The organism is Burkholderia mayonis (assembly GCF_001523745.2).
Lineage (GTDB): Bacteria > Pseudomonadota > Gammaproteobacteria > Burkholderiales > Burkholderiaceae > Burkholderia > Burkholderia mayonis.
This window is the reverse complement of the sequence record NZ_CP013386.1, coordinates 2,710,388-2,730,595: the sequence shown is the minus strand read 5'-3', so window position 1 is coordinate 2,730,595 and position 20,208 is coordinate 2,710,388. Positions and strand designations below refer to the sequence as shown.

At 67.3% G+C, this 20,208-nt stretch carries 19 protein-coding genes; 5 read left to right on the top strand and 14 right to left on the bottom strand.

Features of this window, described 5'->3' with window-relative positions; translation table 11 throughout:
* Positions 1-44: 44 nt before the first annotated feature.
* The 14 genes from WS70_RS13115 to upp form a co-directional block, all read right to left on the bottom strand.
* The gene (locus WS70_RS13115; protein WP_059469487.1) at positions 45-1,280 is read right to left on the bottom strand and encodes a S53 family peptidase; all 1,236 of its coding nucleotides are present in this window, start codon (positions 1,278-1,280) and stop codon (positions 45-47) included.
* A gap of 81 nt (positions 1,281-1,361) precedes the next feature.
* Positions 1,362-3,518 (bottom strand): polysaccharide deacetylase family protein, encoded by a 2,157-nt coding sequence (locus tag WS70_RS13110; RefSeq protein ID WP_059596656.1) that lies wholly within the window; start codon positions 3,516-3,518, stop codon positions 1,362-1,364.
* 615 nt (positions 3,519-4,133) lie between these two features.
* Positions 4,134-4,514, bottom strand: coding sequence for a copper resistance protein CopC (locus WS70_RS13105; RefSeq protein WP_059596655.1), 381 nt, complete (start codon positions 4,512-4,514; stop codon positions 4,134-4,136).
* Positions 4,511-5,443 (bottom strand): hypothetical protein, encoded by a 933-nt coding sequence (locus tag WS70_RS13100; RefSeq protein ID WP_203235983.1) that lies wholly within the window; start codon positions 5,441-5,443, stop codon positions 4,511-4,513. The genes WS70_RS13105 and WS70_RS13100 overlap by 4 nt, the downstream gene beginning before the upstream one ends.
* A gap of 107 nt (positions 5,444-5,550) precedes the next feature.
* Entirely contained in the window at positions 5,551-5,874 is a 324-nt protein-coding gene (locus tag WS70_RS13095) for a DUF2946 domain-containing protein (RefSeq protein WP_231747065.1), read from the bottom strand.
* A 760-nt stretch (positions 5,875-6,634) separates the two neighbouring features.
* On the bottom strand, positions 6,635-8,098 hold the full coding sequence (rng, locus tag WS70_RS13090) for a ribonuclease G (RefSeq protein ID WP_059596653.1): 1,464 nt from the start codon (positions 8,096-8,098) through the stop codon (positions 6,635-6,637).
* An 8-nt stretch (positions 8,099-8,106) separates the two neighbouring features.
* On the bottom strand, positions 8,107-8,739 hold the full coding sequence (locus tag WS70_RS13085) for a Maf family protein (protein WP_059469493.1): 633 nt from the start codon (positions 8,737-8,739) through the stop codon (positions 8,107-8,109).
* A gap of 46 nt (positions 8,740-8,785) precedes the next feature.
* Positions 8,786-9,256 (bottom strand): 23S rRNA (pseudouridine(1915)-N(3))-methyltransferase RlmH, encoded by a 471-nt coding sequence (gene rlmH, locus WS70_RS13080; RefSeq protein WP_059596652.1) that lies wholly within the window; start codon positions 9,254-9,256, stop codon positions 8,786-8,788.
* A gap of 35 nt (positions 9,257-9,291) precedes the next feature.
* Complete coding sequence (gene rsfS / locus WS70_RS13075; protein ID WP_059596651.1) at positions 9,292-9,759, bottom strand: ribosome silencing factor; 468 nt, start codon at positions 9,757-9,759, stop codon at positions 9,292-9,294.
* A 4-nt stretch (positions 9,760-9,763) separates the two neighbouring features.
* Positions 9,764-10,516: a nicotinate-nucleotide adenylyltransferase gene (locus tag WS70_RS13070; RefSeq protein WP_059596650.1), complete on the bottom strand. Its 753-nt coding sequence runs from the start codon at positions 10,514-10,516 to the stop codon at positions 9,764-9,766.
* Complete coding sequence (gene hemF, locus WS70_RS13065) at positions 10,513-11,436, bottom strand: oxygen-dependent coproporphyrinogen oxidase (protein ID WP_059596649.1); 924 nt, start codon at positions 11,434-11,436, stop codon at positions 10,513-10,515. The genes WS70_RS13070 and hemF overlap by 4 nt, the downstream gene beginning before the upstream one ends.
* A gap of 130 nt (positions 11,437-11,566) precedes the next feature.
* Positions 11,567-12,844: a phosphoribosylamine--glycine ligase gene (gene purD / locus WS70_RS13060; RefSeq protein ID WP_059596648.1), complete on the bottom strand. Its 1,278-nt coding sequence runs from the start codon at positions 12,842-12,844 to the stop codon at positions 11,567-11,569.
* A gap of 107 nt (positions 12,845-12,951) precedes the next feature.
* Positions 12,952-13,680 carry a YebC/PmpR family DNA-binding transcriptional regulator gene (locus WS70_RS13055; protein ID WP_059596647.1) on the bottom strand — a complete coding sequence of 243 codons (729 nt, stop codon included), beginning with the start codon at positions 13,678-13,680 and terminating at the stop codon, positions 12,952-12,954.
* Between the two features lie 273 nt (positions 13,681-13,953).
* Positions 13,954-14,604: a uracil phosphoribosyltransferase gene (upp, locus tag WS70_RS13050; RefSeq protein ID WP_059469500.1), complete on the bottom strand. Its 651-nt coding sequence runs from the start codon at positions 14,602-14,604 to the stop codon at positions 13,954-13,956.
* 222 nt (positions 14,605-14,826) lie between these two features.
* Here upp and WS70_RS13045 point away from each other — a divergent pair, with 222 nt between their 5' ends.
* The 5 genes from WS70_RS13045 (at position 14,827) to kdpA (ending at position 20,196) form a co-directional block, all read left to right on the top strand.
* On the top strand, positions 14,827-15,606 hold the full coding sequence (locus tag WS70_RS13045; RefSeq protein WP_059596646.1) for an SDR family oxidoreductase: 780 nt from the start codon (positions 14,827-14,829) through the stop codon (positions 15,604-15,606).
* Positions 15,607-15,726: 120 nt separating this feature from the next.
* Complete coding sequence (locus tag WS70_RS13040; RefSeq protein ID WP_059469502.1) at positions 15,727-16,119, top strand: methylglyoxal synthase; 393 nt, start codon at positions 15,727-15,729, stop codon at positions 16,117-16,119.
* 617 nt (positions 16,120-16,736) lie between these two features.
* Positions 16,737-17,711 carry a quinone oxidoreductase family protein gene (locus WS70_RS13035; protein ID WP_059596698.1) on the top strand — a complete coding sequence of 325 codons (975 nt, stop codon included), beginning with the start codon at positions 16,737-16,739 and terminating at the stop codon, positions 17,709-17,711.
* Positions 17,712-18,298: 587 nt separating this feature from the next.
* Positions 18,299-18,391 (top strand): K(+)-transporting ATPase subunit F, encoded by a 93-nt coding sequence (gene kdpF / locus WS70_RS13025; protein WP_004550719.1) that lies wholly within the window; start codon positions 18,299-18,301, stop codon positions 18,389-18,391.
* A complete protein-coding gene (gene kdpA, locus WS70_RS13020; protein ID WP_059596645.1) occupies positions 18,388-20,196 on the top strand; it encodes a potassium-transporting ATPase subunit KdpA in 1,809 nt (602 codons plus the stop codon). Before kdpF ends, kdpA begins: the two co-directional genes overlap by 4 nt.
* The last annotated feature ends 12 nt before the right edge of the window (positions 20,197-20,208 follow it).

The window sequence follows — 20,208 nt, the reverse complement described above, 5'->3', positions numbered from 1 at the left end:
AATCTCCGCCGTGTTCTGGCAGCGCCCGTTCGGGCAGATCCTCGTCACGGCGCATCGATCAGCGCTTGCACCAGATTGCCGGCGATCGGACGTCCGAGTCCGGTGACGTAGTCGTAGCCGGGCATCGCGTCGCACAACGCGCCGCATGCGCCGTTCGCGCCGCTCGTGACGTCGTAGAAAGTCGTTCGGTACGAAGCGGACGCGATGCCGTACAGCACCGCTTCGACGGCGCTGACCGCATTCAGCGTGGATTTGCCGCGCTCGACCCGCACGCCGTTCGCGATCGCGAGCAGGCCCGACCATTGAGGCGCGCCCGCGCTCGTTCCGCCGACCACGAACCAGCCGCGCTGCCCGCCGTATCCGTACGAGTCGTATATCGCGAAACCCGGCGCCGGGTCTCCGGCGTAGGAGACGTCGGGCACGCCTCGCACGCCGGGCGTGTCGAACGGAATCCCATAGCGTGTCTGATACGGCGGCTCGGATTCGATTGCGCTCTGGCCGCCGCCGCTTCCGGGCCACGCCGTTTCGCCGACATAACGGCCGCTTGCGTCGGTGACGATCGTCGTCGCACCGACCCCGAGCACGTATGGCGACGCGGCGGGGTAGTCGACGGCGTTCCCGCCGTCGCCGGACGCGGCGACGAACGACACGCCGTTCGCGCTCATGAACTGGCCGTCAAATTGCGTTTCCGACAGAAACTCGCTGCCGCCCCAGCTCATCGACACGACTTTCGCGCCGGCGCCTTCGGGCGGCGCCGCGACGGCCGCGGCCACCGCGCTCATCATGTCGGTGAAGGTGTCGGATGCCGCTTCGATCAGCACGATCTTCGCGTCGGGCGCGATCGCATGCGCCCACTGGACGTCGAGCGAACTTTCCAGCGCCCAGCCGGCATCCGCGGGCGGACGGCTTCGATCGGCAGTGGCGTAGATCTTGGCGAAGCATCGATTGGCCGCATTGCAGGGCGGCAGGCCGAAGCTGCGGCTGAACGCGTCGAGATCCGCCTCGGCGTTGGGGTTGTCGTATGCGTCGACGATCGCGATGACTTGTCTGCTGCCGCGATAATTGCGCGGCAACTGATCGAATCCGTAGAAATTCCGGATCTGCGCCGGAGACAGGCCGCCCGGGCTCTCGGCCGTATGCCCGCGCAGATGGAACGGCGGGCGCGTGAAGCCGCGAGGCGGCCGATTCGGTTGCTGCGCAAACGGCGCGGCCGTCGAGAGCGCAAGCGTGGCCGTTGCGGCGAGCTTGCCGAGCGCATGCCGTAGCGAGTGTCGCTTCATGTCGTTTCTCTGCTGTGAGCGATCCGGACGGCGCCGGCGATCCTTCGATCGAGGGATCGTCGGCGAACGCACTGCGCAGCGCTATTGCACTTTGGCGCTCGTGAACGTCAACGCCGTTCCCGCGCCGGCGATTACGAGCCAGTTGGTCGGATCGGTGGTCACGACCGTGGCCGATCCCCCGGTCACGGCCGGCAGTTGATAAGCGTTCTTCGGCAGCAGCCACGTCATGTCCTGCAGGCTCGTCGGCTGCGACGCGCTGAACGACCAACCGCTGCCCGTATCGGTCGCTGTCCACGTGACGAGCAGGCGCCGCCTGTCGAACTGCGTCAACTGGTCCATCGTGTACCACTTGTACTGGCCCGATGCGATCAACGTGTTCGCATAGCTGAAGATGGTCGTGAGTATGTTCGGGTACCACGACGCGCCGAGCGGGTGCATGTAGATGAGGCGGGTCGTGCGATTGGCGACGACGAAGTTCATCAGCGATTCGTACCAGTTCGTGACGTCCGTCGTCGATACGCCGAACTCCTGGAACTCCTCGAACGTCGCGTACTTGCCGAACGGCATGACCGGGAACGCCCAGATGCCGGGATTCAGCAGCGCGCCGTTGCGGTACGCGCGGGTCTGCGCCATGCCGGTGTGGCCTGTGAAGTAGTAGCCCGAATAGCCGTTGCTCTCGAGCCAGGTCACGGCCCACGTCGGCGTGTTGCCTTCCGGCGCCGCCCATTCGACGTCGGGCTTGCCGGTGACCGACTGCACCGCCTGATGATTCAGCGTGAGGTACTGCTGGAACGTGCTCTGATCGGTCTCGCTCGCATTGGCGCCCCAGTAGTCGTGATCCCACCCGCCGTGACTGCCGATGTTGTGTCCTCGGCCGAGCAGATACTGCATCAGCTGCTTCGCCTGCGTGTTGTTGGTCAGATTGATGCCGAGGCCGTCGCCTATCGCCGCGTCGTCCGGGCCGGCCGTCACGACGATCGAGAACGGGCCGTTGTTCCAGATGCCGAGCGATTTCAGGTACAGCGCCGGCTGGATCATCTCTTCCGCGCAGAAGTGCCAGTTGAGCACCATTCCCGCCTGCGCCTTCGGCTCGAGCGACAGGTGCGGCATCGACAGCACGTTCGTCGTGAAGTAGTGCAGGAAGCCATGGAGCGGCATGCCGTCGGTTTGCCCTTCGAGGTAGCTGAGCGGCATGTTCACGAACAGCACGCCGCCGCTGCCGTACGGGTTGTAGCCGGCAACAAGGCCGAAGTTCGGCGAAGTCAGCAAGGTCGTGCCGCTGTACGTGCCCTGCGTGACGAAGCTCGGATACGTGAGAAAGCCGTACACGTAGCCCGAGATGCCTTCGAGCACGTCCGTCGTCGCGGCGGTCGTCGCGGCGGTCGTCGTCGTGACGAGCGCGGACGTTCCGGTGGAAGTCGTCGACGTCGACGCAGTCTTGCTGTTGGTCGACATCGGGGTATAGGCGCCGGACTTGACCTTCGAGCCTTTGAACACGCGACCGAGATTCAGGCTGATGTTGGTCGCAAGGCCGTTCTCGGTCTTGTAGTTGAAGTACGCGTTGTGGTTGTAGCCGGACAGGCCGCCCGGGTTGGTCGGGCTAGGCTGCAGATAGAGCACCTGGCTGGGCGACGCCGCGACCGATACGGACGCGGACGTCTTGACGGCAGTCGTAGTCGAGCCGGTGGTCGAGCTGGTAGTCGGCCAGGTCATCGACTTCCCGGGCGGGATCTGGAGCGTGCGCAAGGTGCTCCCCATGCCGGTCACGGGCCCGAGTCCGATCATGTTGCCGCCCAGCGAATCGTAGAGCACATAGCTGACGCCCGCCATCGCGCTGAATCTCGACTGCGGAATCGGATAGAAGCCGGTCGACGTGAGGACGCCGAAATCGTAGACCAGCATCACGTGCCCGCCGTTGAGCGCGTAGTTCTGAATCGCCGTCACGAGCGCATCGGCCGCGACGGTATGAACCTGATCGGGGAGGATGAGGCCTTGATACTGCTGAAGCGACGCGCCTGCCTGTTCGAACTGGCTGTCGTAGATGATCGAGATTTGCAGGCCTTCTTCCGATGCCGCGTCGAGCCAAGCGGATACGCGCGGATCGGGGAGCGTGAAGTTGTCCGGCAGCAGCAGCAGCAACTGGTTCGACACCGCGTTTGCTCGTCCGGGGACGATGGTCAGACATAGAGAAAACAGGATCAGGCATGTCCTGAGGAACCGAATCGACTTGACCAGCATGGTGCTCTCCCGTCGGGATGGACGACACGTGATATCCAACACTCCTGGCGTGCACCTCGTCCGGATCCGCTCGGCGGCGACGCGTAGGGAACGACGTCGGCGGGCGAATTGAAGATGGATGGGCGACAGGCACGTTGCGAACCCGTGGCGTATTTTCGAGCGGGAAACAATCTGGCGCGGCATGGCTTCCATCAGGAAGTGCCGGATAACCAGTCATCCTCGAACGCGCATCGAGTCCGCCATTGGCAGCGCATTGAAAGAAGCTAGCAACGTGCCAAGTCGGCCGCTTGCCGGATGCATGGGGAAGCCGGGCGTACGCGGATGCCGCCGCGCTTTGGAATCGGCGAAAAATGTCGCAGCGTTGATACGTGACGCGCGGGGAGGGCGCGTTTCCATCGCCGCTAAGACATGACGGGCTTGGGCGCGACGAGGCGGCGACGTCGCTTCGCGAAATGAGACGACGCCGGCGTGCCGTCGGTACAGCGGATGGCGACGCCGCCGACATCGTGTGACGAATGCGCACGCGCTAGGCGAGGTATTGAACGGCTACGCGCGAGCGACGCGAAACGCGGCGAACGGGGCAAAAATGATGCTGGTATGCAACATCGGCCTTCGTCATTTCACCTTGAACGCGTAGTCGCCCTGAGTCCGATGCCCGTCGGAGGCCACGGCCACCCAGTGCACGGTGTACTTGCCGGGCGCCAAGGGGGGTAACGGGACGCTGATCGTCTTCGCGTCGTTCGGTGCGACGGTTGCCTTGGCGGTGTTCACGGGCTTGCCCGCCGCATCGCTGACCGTGAGGGCGCTGAAGGCAGGCTCGAGCGGACCGTTGAAGACGATCGTCACGTTCGCGGGCGGCGATACCTCGGCGCCCGCCGACGGCGCTTGCGTTTGCGGGAAGACATGCGCGAAAGCTGCCGAAGGGATCGCGCAGCAGGCGATCGTCGCCACTGCGGCGCAAGCGCCGCGAAGCAGGCCGAATAGGATCATGTTCATTCTCCCTTGCCGAAGAGGGGTTTGCCGAGCGAGTTGGGTAAGACGTCGTCCAGATAGAGATGCGCCTGAAGCAGGATGCCGACGCCTTTGCCGCTCGCATGATTGACGGGAATCTGCGCCTCGACGCCGAATTGCCCCCAGCGATTGAGCCACAGCAGGCCGGGGTTGACGGTCCCGGTGGTATGCCCCGAGCATGGGCCGCCGGTGCAAGTGTTCATCGGGAACTCGACAACCGGAATCAGATTGCTGAAAGGCGCCTTGAGCCCGACGTCCTGCACGTAGTTCTGCAGATAGGGCAGGCTGTATTGCAAGGTGACGCCCCAGTTCAGCGAATCCGGATCGGCGCTGCTGGTTGTCAGGCGCGGCCCGACGGTGCCCGTGATCGCCAATGGACGCAGATATTTCAGGCCGTCGGGTAGATCGCCGAAACCCTTGCCGAAGTAAAGCGTCGGCGTGAGCGCAGAGTGCGGGTCGGCGATCGCCTTCGAACCGGTTCCGCCGAGCTCGGCCACCACGCCGGCCGACGCCATGAATTCGTGTGCGGCGTTCACGTAGAAGCGATACTTGGCGCCGACCGCGAAGTTGTCGAATCCTCGTGCCGAGCCGCCGTTCGGAGCGTTCACGTTCACGTAGGTTCCCGTCACCGACAACGCGAAACTCGGCGTGATCAGCTTGTCCCATTCGAGCGTCGTCGTGTTGGTGTTCTGGGTGTCGCCGTCGTCCGTCTGCGACTTGAGGTGCCCGAATTCCAGATTGAGCTCGTCGCCGACGCCGGGGTCGTCGACCGCCATCGTCGCCGGGAATACGCGATTGCCCGCGATGGCGTGGGCGGCGGCAAGAGAAGGCGCGAAAAGCGTGGCGGCGACGGCAGCCGGAATGACGAGCGTCGCGAGTGCCGGCATGCTGCTGCGAGGTGCGATGGTGCGCATGATTTCTCCTTTTTGAATGGTCGCATGTGTGCGGTCGCGCATCCGTCGACGGATGCGCGACTCCGCGGCGACGCAATGGCACGCGCGTCGCCGCAAGACTGCTTCAATCAGGATAGGACGGGTGGGGCGCGTGGCTGCGCAGCAATGAACGGGAAGACGCGACGAGGCGGCGAAATCGGTGCGGCGGCAGTCGCCTGAACTGTCCAACTCGTCGGCGCGAATTCGGCGGTCGTGCTCGGTACCACCGGCGTGTGCGCGAGCAGTCCGCAATACGCGCATGCCTGCCAATGAGCCGCTTTTTCGGACGACGGCGACGAGCCGGATGACGTCGCGTCGTTGTTGTCCTGCGCGGAGCAGAAAGCGCTCGACAGCTCGCCGAAATGATGGCTGTTCGAAAGCGTGTGCGAAACCGTCGGCGCGAGCGCCGCCATCAGGATTGCAAGCAATCCGAGAATGCTGCCGATCTTGCGATGGAGAAGGCTGCGCATGGCCTTGACGGAATGACGAACGGGCTCGTGAGCTGCGGCGGATTATGTCATGAGTCGCCGGTATTTCCGATCAGGGTGTCCCCGACGGAAGCTTGATCGGGATCATCGTGCGCCGTGTTGCGCTGACGTTTCCGCGGTCATGTCGCGGTTCGCCGCCGGGCGACGTCGGCGGCGGCCGATTCCGGGCGGTCGACGATTCGATTCAGGTGCGAAAACGATTTCAGCTTTCGTGGCGTTTGAGGGCGCACCGGATTGATCGCATTCGCCTGCCGGTACAGGCGCGGCCCAAGACTCGAGGCCGGCCCAGGATCGTCGCGGCGCGAAAGACCGCTTGGAGCGGCTTACGGCTTGCTTGCCGCGCGCGACGCATGTCCGTGACCGAATCGAGGAGGCTCGATGCGAGCACGGCGGGCGAGTGGATATCGAGACTTCGGCCGACAGGTTTTTCTACAGAGGGCGTGCCGTTCAGGATTCCCAACATTGATTCGTCATCTTCTCGGTGAATCGACATTGAAACGCGCCCGTCGGCGGCCGGGCTCTTTGGGGGCGTACGCCGTCGGCGCCGATGCGATGCCGATCGACTTGCCGGTCGACACGGCCTCCGGTGCTTCCTGCATGGAGGCGTGGGCCGGTTTCGCGCCTCCATGCCGCCGTGCGTCTTGGCGCTCGGCGCGGCTTGCGGCGGCGGTGACGCCGGCGATTGCTACATCAGCACGATGTCGTACTGCTCCTGACTCAGATTCGACTCGACCTGCAACGACACCGGCTTGCCGATGAAGTCGATCAGCATCGCGAGATGCTGCGATTCCTCATCGAGAAAGAGATCGATCACCTGCTGCGACGCGATCACGCGGAATTCGCGCGGATTGAACTGCCGCGACTCGCGCAGGATTTCGCGCAGGACGTCGTAGCAGACGGTGCGCGACGTCTTCACCTGGCCCTTGCCTTGGCAGGTCGGGCACGGCTCGCACAGCACGTGCGCGAGCGATTCGCGTGTGCGCTTGCGCGTCATCTCGACGAGCCCCAACTGCGAGAAGCCGTTTACCGTCACGCGCGTGCGGTCGCGCGCGAGCGCCTTCTTCAGCTCGGCGAGCACCGCGTCGCGATGCTCGGCGTTCTCCATGTCGATGAAGTCGATGATGATGATCCCGCCGAGGTTGCGCAGCCGCAACTGCCGCGCGATCGTGTGCGCGGCCTCGAGATTCGTCTTGAAGATCGTGTCGTCGAAGTTGCGCGCGCCGACGTAGCCGCCCGTGTTTACGTCGATCGTCGTCATCGCTTCCGTCTGGTCGATCATCAGGTAGCCGCCCGATTTCAGATCGACGCGCCGCGACAGCGCCCGCTGGATCTCGGTTTCGATGTTGTACAGGTCGAAGAGCGGCCGCTCGCCGGTGTAGTGGTGCAGCTTCGGGCTCACGGCCGGCGTGAACTCGCCCGCGAAGTCGACGAGCCGCTGGTACGTCTCTCGCGAATCGACCTGGATGCGCGTCGTGTCGTCGTTCGCGAAATCGCGCAGCACGCGCTGCGCGAGATCGAGATCCTGATACAGCAGGCTCGTCGCGGGCAGGCGCTGGCCTTGCGCCACGATCGTCGCCCAGGTCTTGCGCAGGTACGCGACGTCGGCGGCGAGCTCGTCGCCCGTCGCGTCCTCGGCGATCGTGCGCACGATGTAGCCGCCTTTCTCGTCGGCGGGAATCACGGCGGTCAGCCGCGCGCGCACGGCCTCGCGCTCGGTCTCGCTCTCGATCTTCTGCGAGATGCCGATGTGCGGCTCCTGCGGCAGGTAGACGAGCGTGCGGCCCGCGATGCTGATCTGCGTCGACAGCCGCGCGCCCTTCGTGCCGATCGGGTCCTTGATCACCTGAACCATCAGCGTCTGCCCCTCGAACACGATCTTCTCGATCGGCTGGTGCACGACGGCGGGCGCGTCGCCCGCGCGCGGCTGCCAGATGTCGGCGACGTGCAGGAACGCCGCGCGCTCGAGTCCGATGTCGATGAACGCCGACTGCATGCCGGGCAGCACGCGCACGACCTTGCCGAGATAGATGTTGCCGACGCGCCCGCGCGACAGCGTGCGCTCGACGTGAAGCTCCTGCACCGCGCCTTGTTGGACGAGCGCGACCCGCGTTTCCTGCGGCGTGATGTTGATCAGGATTTCTTCGTTCATGGTGTGATTCAGAAGGAGACGTGCGCCGCGCGAAGCAGCGCCGCGGTCTCAAAAAGGGGCAGACCCATGATACCCGAATGGGAACCGTCGATTCGTTCGACGAATTCCGCCGCGCGCCCCTGGATCGCATAGGCGCCCGCCTTGCCGAACGGTTCGCCGCTCTCGACATAGCGCGCGAGCGCGGCGGGCGCCGCCGCCGCGAAACGGACCTCGGAGCGCGATAGCGCGGGCGGCATCAGCTCGCCCGTCGCGTCGATCACGGCGAGCGCCGTCAGTACTTCGTGCGTGCGGCCGGCGAGGCGCGTGAGCATCGCGAGCGCGCCGGCGGCGTCGGCGGGCTTGCCGAGGATCGCGCCGTCGATCGTCACGGTCGTATCGGCGACGAGCACGGGCGCGGCCGGCTTGCCGTTCGCGACGAGCCGCGCGCGCGCCGCTTCGGCTTTCGCGACGCACACGCGCAGCACGTAATGGTCGGGCGCCTCGTCCGGCAACTCGGCTTCGAGCGCTTCGGCGTCCTCATGGGGCGCGGGCGTCAGCAGTTCGTAGCGCACGCCGAGCTGATCGAGCAGTTCCCGGCGGCGGGGGCTTTGCGAGGCGAGGTAAATGAACGGGTAGGACGGGGCAGCAGCGCTGTCGGGCATCGTCTTGTCTCGATGGGCGCGTGCGCGGCGCGTCGGGCGACGGCCGCTACGCGCGATGATAGGGGTGATTCTGCGTGATGCTCCACGCGCGGTAAAGCTGCTCGGCGAGCAGCACGCGAACCATGCCGTGAGGCAGCGTGAGGCTCGACACGCGCAGCAGCAGTTCGGCGCGCGACTTGAGCGCCGGATCGAGCCCGTCGGCGCCGCCGATCACGAACGCGACGTCGCGGCCGTCCTGCTGCCACGCGGGCAGCGCCTGCGCGAGCTGCATCGTGGTCCAGTCGCGGCCGCGCTCGTCGAGCGCGATGACGCGCGCGTGCTTCGGCAACGCGGCCTCGATCCGCTGCTTCTCCGCGGCCATCACGCTCTCGGCCGTGCGCGAGCCCGAGCGCAGCTCGGGCTTCACCTCGCGCAGCTCGATTCGCAGCTCGGGGGGCATCCGCTTCGTATATTCGTCGAAGCCGGTCGTGATCCAGCCGGGCATCTTGTGGCCGACCGCGACGATGTGCAGTTTCATGGCGGCGAAAGCAATGAAGGCGGCGAGGCGGCGCGTCAGCGGCGGCGCGCGGCCGTCGTCTTGCGGGCCGGGCGCGCGACGGGGGCCTCGTCGTCCACGTCGTCGTCTTCATCGGCGCCGTCGGCGGCGCGCGCGCCGCGCGCATTCGGCGACGCCGGGCCGCCCAGCTTCATCCGCACGGGCTTGTCGCCCCAGATTTCCTCGAGGTTGTAGTACTGGCGCAGCGCAGGCTGCAGGATGTGGACGACCGCGTCGCCGCAGTCGACGAGCACCCATTCGCCCGTGTCCTCGCCCTCGGAGCTGACGACGTCGCCGCCTGCTTCCTTGACCTTGTCGCGCACGTTGGACGCGAGCGCCTTGGTCTGCCGGTTCGACGTGCCGGACGCGACGATCACGCGGTCGAACAGCTCGGTCAGATGGCTCGTGTTGAACACTTTGATGTCTTGTGCCTTGATGTCTTCGAGAGCGTCGACGATCACGCGCTGGAGTTTGCGGATATCCATGGAATCAGGGATGGTAGAGACGGTGTTGGAGAATATAGGCCCAGACGGCGCCGGGCACGTGCTCGGCGGATGCGTCGGGCACCTGCGCGCGTCGCGCGATGCATGCGCGCAGGTGCGCGCGGATGTCGGTCGCGGCGACGTCGAGCGAGAGCGTCGTGTCGATCAGCAGGCGCCCGGCGGGCGTCGCCTGCAGCACGTCCGCGCTCGCCTGCCGGCTCGCGATCTCGGCCGCGACGGCGGGCGACGCCGCCGCGAAGTCGAAGCCCGGCCGCGTCGCCGCGCACACGTGCGCGAAGTCGAAGAGCCTGCGCCAGTCGCGCCACGTGTCGAGGCGCACGAGCTGGTCGGCGCCGATCAGCAGCGACAGCGACGCGTCGGGGCCGATCCGCTTGCGCCAGCGCTCGAGCGTCTCGACGGTGTAGGTCGGGCCGGCGTGCTCGATCTCGTCGGTCGCGACGCTGACGGCGACGCCCGGCAGCACGAGCGAGCCCGCCGCCGCGCGGGTCATCGCGAGCCGGTGCTCGGCCGACGAGACGTCCTGCTTCTGATACGGCTGGCCGGCCGGCATCAGCACGAGCTCGGTCAGGCGCAGCACGCCGGCGAAGCGGCGCGCGAGCGCGAGATGGCCGTCGTGGATCGGATCGAACGTGCCGCCGAGCATGCCGATGCGGCGCGGCAGCGGGGGCTGGCCGGCGTTGTCGGGATGCAGAACGGGTCCTTTCGCGGGATCGGCTCGGCGGGCGGCGGAGCGGCTCATGCCCAGTCGCGCGGCGCGAGGAAGTCGCTGTAAAGGCGCGCCTCCGGCGTGCCCGGTTCCGGGCGCCAGTCGTAGCGCCAGCTCGCCGTCGGCGGCATCGACAGCAGAATCGACTCGGTGCGCCCGCCGCTTTGCAGGCCGAACAGCGTGCCGCGGTCGAACACGAGATTGAACTCGACGTAGCGGCCGCGCCGGTACGCCTGGAACGCGCGCTCGCGCTCGCCGTACGGCGTGTCGCGGCGCCGCTCGACGATCGGCAGGTACGATGGCAGGAACGCATCGCCGACGCTTCGCAGCATTTCAAACGAGCGTTCGAAGCCGAGCTCCGAGAAGTCGTCGAAGAAGATCCCGCCGACGCCGCGCGCCTCGTTGCGGTGCTTCAGGAAGAAATAGTCGTCGCACCACTTCTTGAAGCGCGGGTACAGATCGGCGCCGAACGGGTCGAGCGACGCGCGGCACGTGCGATGGAAATGCTGCGCGTCTTCGTCGAAGCCGTAAATCGGCGTCAGATCCATGCCGCCGCCGAACCAGAACACGGGCGCTTCGCCCGGCTTCGTCGCGATCAGCATCCGGACGTTCATGTGGACGGTCGGGCAGTACGGATTGCGCGGGTGCAGCACGAGCGACACGCCGAGCGCCTCGAAGCCGCGTCCGGCAAGCTGCGGACGCGCGGCGCTCGCGGACGGCGGCAGCGCGTCGCCCGCGACGTCGGAAAAGCCGACGCCCGCGCGCTCGAAGAAGCCGCCTTCCTCGAGGATGCGCGTGCAGCCGCCGCCGCGCAGCCGCTCGCCGGGGCCGCGCTGCCACGCGTCGGAGGCGAGCGGGGTGCCGTCGAAGGCGCCGAGCGCATCGGCGATGCGCGTCTGCAGCCCTTGCAGATACGCGCGTACTCGGTTGACGTCGTAAGTCGAATCGGTCATCGATGTGGGGCGGCGTCCGCCTGACGGACGCCGTCAAAAAATGCTTCTGCCGGGCATTCTAGCGAACCCCGGCAGAGGAGAGGGCGCGCCGGCCGCGAAGCCGGCGGGCGAGTGGCGGCGGCGCGGCGGGTCAGACCGTCTTGCGGCTGAGCGCGCGGTAGCCGATGTCGCGGCGGTACTGCATGCCCTCGAAGTTGATCTGGTTGACCGTTTCGTATGCGGCCTGCTGCGCGCCGCGCACCGAATCCGCGAGGCCGACGACGCACAGCACGCGCCCGCCCGACGTGATGAGCTTGTCGCCGTCGAACGTCGTGCCCGCGTGGAACGTCACAGAATGCGCAGTTTCCGCCGGAACCCCGTTGATCCGGTCGCCCTTCCTCGGTGAATCGGGGTAGCCGTGCGCGGCGAGCACGACGCCGAGCGCGGTGCGGCGGTCCCAGTCGAGCTCGACCGTGTCGAGCGTGCCCGCGATCGCCTGCTCGACGACCTTCGAGAAATCGCTCTTCAGGCGCGCCATGATCGGCTGCGTCTCCGGGTCGCCCATCCGGCAGTTGAATTCGAGCGTGCGCGGGTTGCCGTCCTTGTCGATCATCAGGCCCGCGTACAGGAAGCCAGTGAAGCGGATGCCGTCCTTCTCCATCCCGCGCACGGTCGGCATGATGATCTCGCGCATCACGCGCGCGTGCATCTGCGGCGTGACGATCGGCGCGGGCGAGTACGCGCCCATGCCGCCCGTGTTCGGGCCGCGGTCGCCGTCGAGGAGGCGCTTGTGATCCTGGCTCGACGCGAGCGCGAGCGCGTTCTTGCCGTCGACCATCACGATGAAGCTCGCTTCCTCGCCGTCGAGGAATGCCTCGATCACGACGCGCGCGCCGGCGTCGCCGAGCTTGTTGCCGGACAGCATCATGTCGACGGCCTCGTGCGCCTCTTCCAGCGTCGTCGCGACGACGACGCCCTTGCCGGCCGCGAGGCCGTCGGCCTTCACGACGATCGGCGCGCCCTTCGAATCGATGTACGCGTGCGCGGCGGCCGCGTCGGTGAAGGTTTCGTAGTCGGCGGTCGGAATGCCGTGGCGCTTCATGAACGCTTTCGCGAAATCCTTCGAGCTCTCGAGCTGCGCAGCTTCCTTCGTCGGGCCGAAGATTTTCAGGCCGCGCGCGCGGAAATGGTTGACGATGCCCACCGCGAGCGGCGCTTCCGGGCCGACGAGCGTGAACGCGACGCCTTCGGACTCGGCGAAATCGGCGAGATCGTCGAGCGAGCTCAGATCGACGTTCTTCAGGCGCTCGTCCTGCGCGGTGCCGCCGTTGCCGGGCGCAACGTAGACGAGCTGGACGCGCGGCGACTGGGCGAGCTTCCAGGCGAGCGCATGTTCGCGGCCGCCGGAGCCGACGACGAGTAGTTTCATGGGATTCCCCGCAGACTAGAAAATAGGACGGCCGGCGCGCACGAAGCGGGCCGGCCGCGAGATTCGGCTGCGGCCGCCTTTCGCCGGAAAGTGCGGCCGCTCAACGTTCATTCCTCGACGACGACGGCGTTCGTGTACACCTCCTGCACGTCGTCGAGATTTTCGAGCGCGTCCAGGAGCTTTTGCATCTTCGCCGCGTCTTCGCCGGTGAACTCGACCTCGTTCTGCGGCTTCATCGTGACTTCGGCGAGTTCGGCCTTGAAGCCTGCCGCTTCGAGCGCGTCCTTCACCTTCGAGAATTCCTGCCAGTCGCACAGCACTTCGATCGAGCCGTCGTCGTTCGTGTTCACGTCGTTCGCGCCCGCTTCGAGCGCCGCGTCCATCAGCGCGTCTTCCGACGTGCCCGGCGCGAACAGGAACTGGCCGACGTGATCGAACATGAACGCGACCGAGCCGTCGGTGCCCATGTTGCCGCCGAACTTCGAGAACGCGTGGCGCACTTCGGCGACGGTGCGGGTGCGGTTGTCGGTCAGCGTGTCGACGATGATCGCCGCGCCGCCGATGCCGTAGCCTTCGTAGCGGATCTCTTCGTAGTTCGCGCCGTCCGCGCCGCCGGCGCCGCGGTCGATCGCGCGCTTCACGTTGTCCTTCGGCATGTTCGCGTCGGCCGCCTTGTCGACCGCGAGACGCAGGCGCGGGTTCGAGTTCGGATCGCCGCCGCCGAGACGCGCGGCCACCTGGATTTCCTTGATGAGGCGTGTCCAGATCTTGCCGCGCTTCGCGTCGGCTGCCGCTTTCTTATGCTTGATGTTGGCCCATTTCGAGTGACCAGCCATACTTTTCTCCGTCCGCCCGCGCGCATGCCGCGCCGGCGTTTAGCAATGTGTCTGTCGTTGAGTCCGGCGGCCGCGTGAGCGGGCGAGCGCCGCTTGGGCCGCGCGTTGTCGAGTGGAATGAGATTTTATCACGCGACGGTGCGCCGTTTGACGGCCGGGCGATGGCCGAACCGCCGCCGAACCGCGCGCGAGCCGCGGCGCGCCGAGGGATGGCCGCGCGAGAGCGGGCGGCGGGGCAGGGCCCGCGCCAGCACGAATCGCCGTTTTTTCCCGTCAGTTTTTCGTGCCGAACAGGCGGTCGCCCGCGTCGCCCAGGCCCGGGACGATGTATGCGTGGTCGTCGAGGTGCGAGTCGAGCGACGCGACGTAGAGCTTCACGTCCGGATGCGCGTCCTGGAACACCTGCACGCCTTCCGGCGCTGCGACGAGCGCGAGGAACATGATCCGGTTGCCCGGCACGCCGCGGCGCTTGAGCACGTCGATCGCGTGGGCGGCCGAATAGCCCGTCGCGACCATCGGATCGCACAGGATGAAGATCCGGTCTTCGAGATCGGGCAGGCGCACCAGGTATTCGACCGGGCGGTGGTCGTCGGCGCGGTACACGCCGATGTGGCCGACGCGCGCCGACGGAATCAGCTCGAGCAGGCCGTCCGACATCCCGACGCCCGCGCGCAGCACGGGCACGATCGCGAGCTTCTTGCCGGCGATCACGGGCGCGTCGATCTCGACGAGCGGCGTTTCGACCCGCTTCGTCGTGATCGGCAGGTTGCGGGTGATCTCGTAGCCCATCAGCAGCGTGATCTCGCGCAAGAGCTCGCGGAACGTGCGCGTCGACGTGTCCTTGTCGCGCATGTGCGTGAGTTTGTGCTGGATCAGCGGATGGTCGAGGATGAAGAGGTTCGGAAAACGGCTGTCCTGTTTCATGGGGCGGCGGCTCAAGGGATTCGGGGACGGCGGGCGGGCCGGGTCGGCAGTCCGCGCGCGGAACAGCCGCAAGTTTACCGAAGATGAACGCTCGCGATCCGGATATTATCGTCGTTTCGACGCGCGTTCGGTCGCAGGCGGCGGGAAACGCGCGGGCGTCGCGTCCGGCGGCCCCGCCGGCGAGGGATTTCGTCAGGCAGACATCGGCAAGGAACACGTTCAATGGATCTGGGAATCGCAGGACGGACCGCGCTCGTGTGCGCGGCCAGCAAGGGGCTCGGGCGCGGCTGCGCGCAAGCGCTCGCGGCCGAGGGCGCGAAGCTCGTGATCGTCGCGCGCACGCGGGAGACGCTCGATGCCGCCGCGGCCGACATCCGTGCGAAGACGGGCGCCGACGTGACGGCTGTCGCGTGCGACATCACGACGCCCGAAGGCCGCGCGGCCGCGCTCGCCGCGTGCCCGCAGCCCGACATCCTCGTGACGAACGCGGGCGGCCCGCCGCCCGGCGATTTTCGCGATTTCTCTCACGACGACTGGATTCGCGCGCTCGAGGCGAACATGCTGACGCCGATCGAGCTGATCCGCGCGACCGTCGACGGAATGATCGCGCGCCGCTTCGGCCGCATCGTCAACATCACGAGCTCGGCCGTGAAGGCGCCGATCGACGTGCTCGCGCTGTCGAACGGCGCGCGGTCGGGCCTCACGGGTTTCGTCGCGGGGCTCGCGCGCAAGGTCGCCGAGCACAACGTGACGATCAACAACCTGCTGCCGGGCCTCTTCGACACCGACCGGATCGCGACGACGCTCGCCGCCGCGGCGAAGGCGCAAGGCGCGATGGTCGACGAACTGCGCGCGCGGCGCACGAACGAGATTCCGGCGAAGCGCCTCGGCACGCCCGACGAGTTCGGCGCGGCGTGCGCGTTCCTGTGCAGCGTCCACGCGGGCTACATCACCGGGCAGAACTGGCTGCTCGACGGCGGCGCGTATCCCGGCACGTTTTGAACCTGTCGTCCCGGGCTCGCAGCCCGTAAAGTAGCGGTGCGGCGCGTGGGCGCCGGCCGCGGTCGCACGCGGCGCGCGGGCTCGACCCGCATCGATAGGTCAGCAGAAAAGGATTCGCAGATGAGCACACCCCGCATTGCGCTGATCGCGCACGACGCGAAGAAGGATGAAATCGTCGCGCTCGCGAGCGCATACCGGCCGACGCTCGCGCAATGCCGGCTCGTCGCGACGGGCACGACGGGCGGACGGATCGCGCAGGCGCTCGGGCTCGAGGTCGAGCGCAAGCTGTCGGGGCCGCTCGGCGGCGACTTGCAGATCGGCGCGGAGCTTGCGGACGGACGCGTCGACGTCGTGATCTTCCTGCGCGATCCGATGACCGCGCAGCCGCACGATCCGGACATCACCGCGCTCGTGCGCGCGTGCGACGTGCACGACGTGCCGGTCGCGACCAACGTCGCGACGGCGCGGATGCTGCTCGACGACCTGACGCGCCGGCTCGCGGCGAAGGCGTGAGCGGCGCGGCGCGCCGCGAGCGGACGATCCGGCGCGGCCGGGATCGGGCTTGGGCGGGCGCGCCGGCGCCAGCGGGAGCGGCGGCCGCCGAGCGCACGCGGCGGACGGCATCGGCAGGGCTGCCCGCCGCTCGTTGCTTCACGGGGGGCATCGCGGCCATATCGCATCGCTGCATTCCCCCCCTCGGGCGCGCCGCCGTCTTTCGACATCGTTGACATGGCTTTCCGGGCGCGCCGCCGCTGTCAGGCGGCGTCGCCGTCGCGGTTCGGCTGCGCCGCCGCTCGCTGAAAGCGTGACGGCGCGCTTATCGTGGCTGCCGCACCGCACCGCATCGCGCGGCGCTTGTGCCGTCCGCCGGCGCGGGCCGGCCGTTTTCCAATTCGATGACGCATCGATTCCGCGTCGAAGCCAAGTTCTGCAAGCGTTCTCACAACGCGCGACAATCTTGCGGCGCGACGCGAGCGTGCGCCGGCGGCGGCAACGTCGTCGGGCGTGCGTCTCGTTTCGCCCGCTCGTCGCGGACGGCGCGCTCGTCTACGCATTCCGCGCGCCCGCGCATCGACCGGGCGCGCCAGCCGATTCCGAACTCAACGCTCAACGCAACCAGGAGAGCCAGCATGCCGAAGGCAATTCGTTACGACCATCCGGGCGGCCCGGAAGTCATGAAGTGGGTCGACGTCGATGTCGGCGCGCCGCAGCCGGGCGAAGTCCGCATCAGGCAGCACGCGGTCGGCCTCAACTACATCGACGTCTATTTCCGCACCGGCCTCTACCCGCAGCCGCTGCCGGGCGGCCTCGGCATGGAGGCGGCGGGCGAGGTCACGGAAATCGGCGTCGGCGTGACGACGCTCGAGCCGGGCGACCGCGTCGCCTACGTCGCGCAGCCGCCGGGCGCCTACGCGCAGGAGCGCGTGCTGTCCGCCGCGAAGCTCGTCAAGCTGCCGGACGGCATCGGCTACGACGACGCGGCGTCGGCGATGCTGCAGGGTCTGACCGCGCAGTATCTGCTGCGCCGCACGTACCCGGTCAAGCCGGGCGACACGATCCTGATTCACGCGGCGGCGGGCGGCGTCGGCCTCCTCGTCTGCCAGTGGGCGAAGGCGCTCGGCGCGACGGTGATCGGCACGGTCGGCTCCGACGAGAAGGCCGCGCTCGCGAAGTCGCACGGCTGCGACTATCCGATCGTCTACACGCGCGAGAACTTCACCGAACGCGTGAAGGAAATCACGAACGGCGCGGGCGTGCCGGTCGTCTACGACTCGATCGGCAAGGATACATATGTTGGCTCGCTCGACTGCCTCGCGCCGCTCGGGCTTTTCGTCAGCTTCGGCAACGCGTCCGGGCCGCTGCCGCCGATCGACTCGAAGGAGTTCTCGTCGCGCGGCTCGCTGTTCTTCACGCGGCCGACGCTGTTCTCGTACATCGCGAAGCGCGAGGATCTCGATCGCAACGCGGCCGAGCTGTTCGACGTGCTCATGTCGGGACGCGTGAAGACGAGCATCCAGCAGCGCTATCCGCTCGAGAACGTTGCACAGGCGCACCGCGATCTCGAGGCGCGGCGCACGACGGGATCGACGATCCTGGTGCCTTGACCGCGCGGGCGCGCGTTCCCCGAGGCGGATGCGCCGAGGTCGGCGCGCGCCGACCCGCACATGTATGCGAGCCCGCGCGCTGATGCGCCTTTTCGCCTCGGAAACGGGGATGACGGTCGGGCGCCGGCGAGCACACTTGCGCGTCGTGAGTGCGGTCGACGAGCTCGCGCGCGGCCTGTCGATCACGCCGATCACGCAAACGACGCTTGAACCCGGCTGCGGGCACGAGCAACGTCACGATGCTGTTCACGCGGCTTCTGCACTCGGCCGCCGCGCACCTCCATGCAGCAGCGCCATGCACAGGACGGTCGCTGACCGGAGGGCGCGCCGCGCCGCCCGACGCCGGATGGCACGCAACGCGCCGGCTGCGCGCCCGTCGACGGTTTACGCGTTTTTTACGCCCTCCTTCGAACCTTTGACCTGCCCTTTACACGCGATCCTCTAACGTTTCACCGGTTCGATTTGGAACACGGAGAAACAAAAATGGATGCGGTTTACATAGGCGGTCTGGCGCTTTTCACGGGGTTGATGCTCGCGCTGATCGCCGGTTGCGAGAAACTCGCGCAATACGGTCGCGGGGGGCGTTCATGAGCTGGATGTTGTGGTTGGCGGGGGCGTCGACGTTCCTGCTGTTCGCGTATCTCGTCTATGCGCTGCTGCGCGCGGAGGACATCGAATGAACGCGAACAATCTGTTGCAGACGGCGCTTTTCATCGTCGTCCTGATCGCGGCGGCGGTGCCGGTCTCGCGCTATCTGACGCGCGTGATGGACGGCTCGTCAGCCGTCGTGCGCGTGTTCGGTCCGCTCGAGCGCGTGCTCTACCGGATCGCGGGCGTCGATCCGCACACCGAGATGAGCTGGAAGCAGTACGCGTTCGCGACGATCGCGTTCAACGCGCTCGGCGCGCTGTTCCTCTATGCGCTGTTGCGCGTGCAGGGGCTGCTGCCCGGCAATCCGCAAAGCTTCGGCCCGATGACGGTCGACAGCGCGTTCAACACCGCCGTGTCGTTCGTCACGAACACGAACTGGCAGGACTACACGCCCGAGCAGACCGTCAGCTATCTGACGCAGATGCTCGGCCTGACCGTGCAGAACTTCCTGTCGGCGGCGACGGGCATCGTCGTTGTGATCGCGTTGATCCGCGGCTTCGCCCGCCATACCGCGCAGACGATCGGCAACTTCTGGGTGGACGTGACGCGCGTGACGCTCTACGTGCTCGTGCCGATGGCCGCGATCATCGCCGCGCTCCTGATGAGTCAGGGCGTGATCCAGAACCTGAAGGCGTACCAGGACGTGCCGACGCTGCAGACGACCACCTACGCGGCGCCGAAGCTCGACGCGCAGGGCAATCCCGTCAAGGACGCGAAAGGCAACCCGGTGACGGTGCAAACGCCCGTGAAGTCGCAGACGCTCGCGATGGGGCCCGTCGCGTCGCAGGAAGCGATCAAGATGCTCGGCACGAACGGCGGCGGCTTCTTCAACGGCAACTCCTCGCATCCGTACGAGAACCCGACGCCGTTCTCGAACTTCCTGGAGATCTTCTCGATCCTGATCATTCCGGCCGCGCTTTGCCTCGTGTTCGGCAGCGTGATCGGCGATCGCCGGCAGGGCGTCGCGGTGCTCGCCGCGATGACGGTCGCGCTCGCGGTTGCGATCGGCGTCGAGACGAGCGCGGAGCAGGGCGGCACGCCCGTGCTCGCGGCGCTGAACGTCGACCAGGCGCCGAGCGCGCTGCAGGCGGGCGGCAACATGGAAGGCAAGGAAACGCGCTTCGGCATTGCGCAGACGGGCATTTTCGTCGTCGCGACGACGGCCGCGTCGTGTGGCGCGGTCGATGCGATGCACGATTCGCTGACGCCCGTCGGCGGCCTCGTGCCGATGCTCCTGATGCAGCTCGGCGAGGTGATCTTCGGCGGGGTCGGCTCGGGGCTTTACGGGATGCTCGTGTTCGCGCTCCTCGCGGTGTTCGTCGCGGGCCTGATGATCGGCCGCACGCCCGAGTACGTCGGCAAGAAGATCGAGTCGTATGAGATGAAGATGGTGTCGATCGTCGTGCTGCTGACGCCGCTTCTCGTGCTCGTCGGCACGTCGATCGCCGTGCTCGCCGACGCGGGCAAGGCAGGCATCGCCAACCCGGGACCGCACGGCTTCTCGGAGATCCTGTACGCGTTCAGCTCGGCCGCGAACAACAACGGCAGCGCGTTCGGCGGTCTGTCTGTCAACACGCCGTTCTACAACTGGATGACGGCGATCGCGATGTGGTTCGGCCGCTTCGGCACGATCGTGCCGGTGCTCGCGATCGCGGGCTCGCTCGCCACGAAGAAGCGCATCGCCGCGACGAGCGGCACGCTGCCGACGCACGGGCCGCTGTTCGTCGTGTTGCTGCTCGGCACGGTGCTGCTCGTCGGCGCGCTTACGTACGTGCCGGCGCTCGCGCTCGGCCCGGGCGTCGAACACCTGATGCTGTTCGTCGGCGCGCATTGAGCACGCATACGA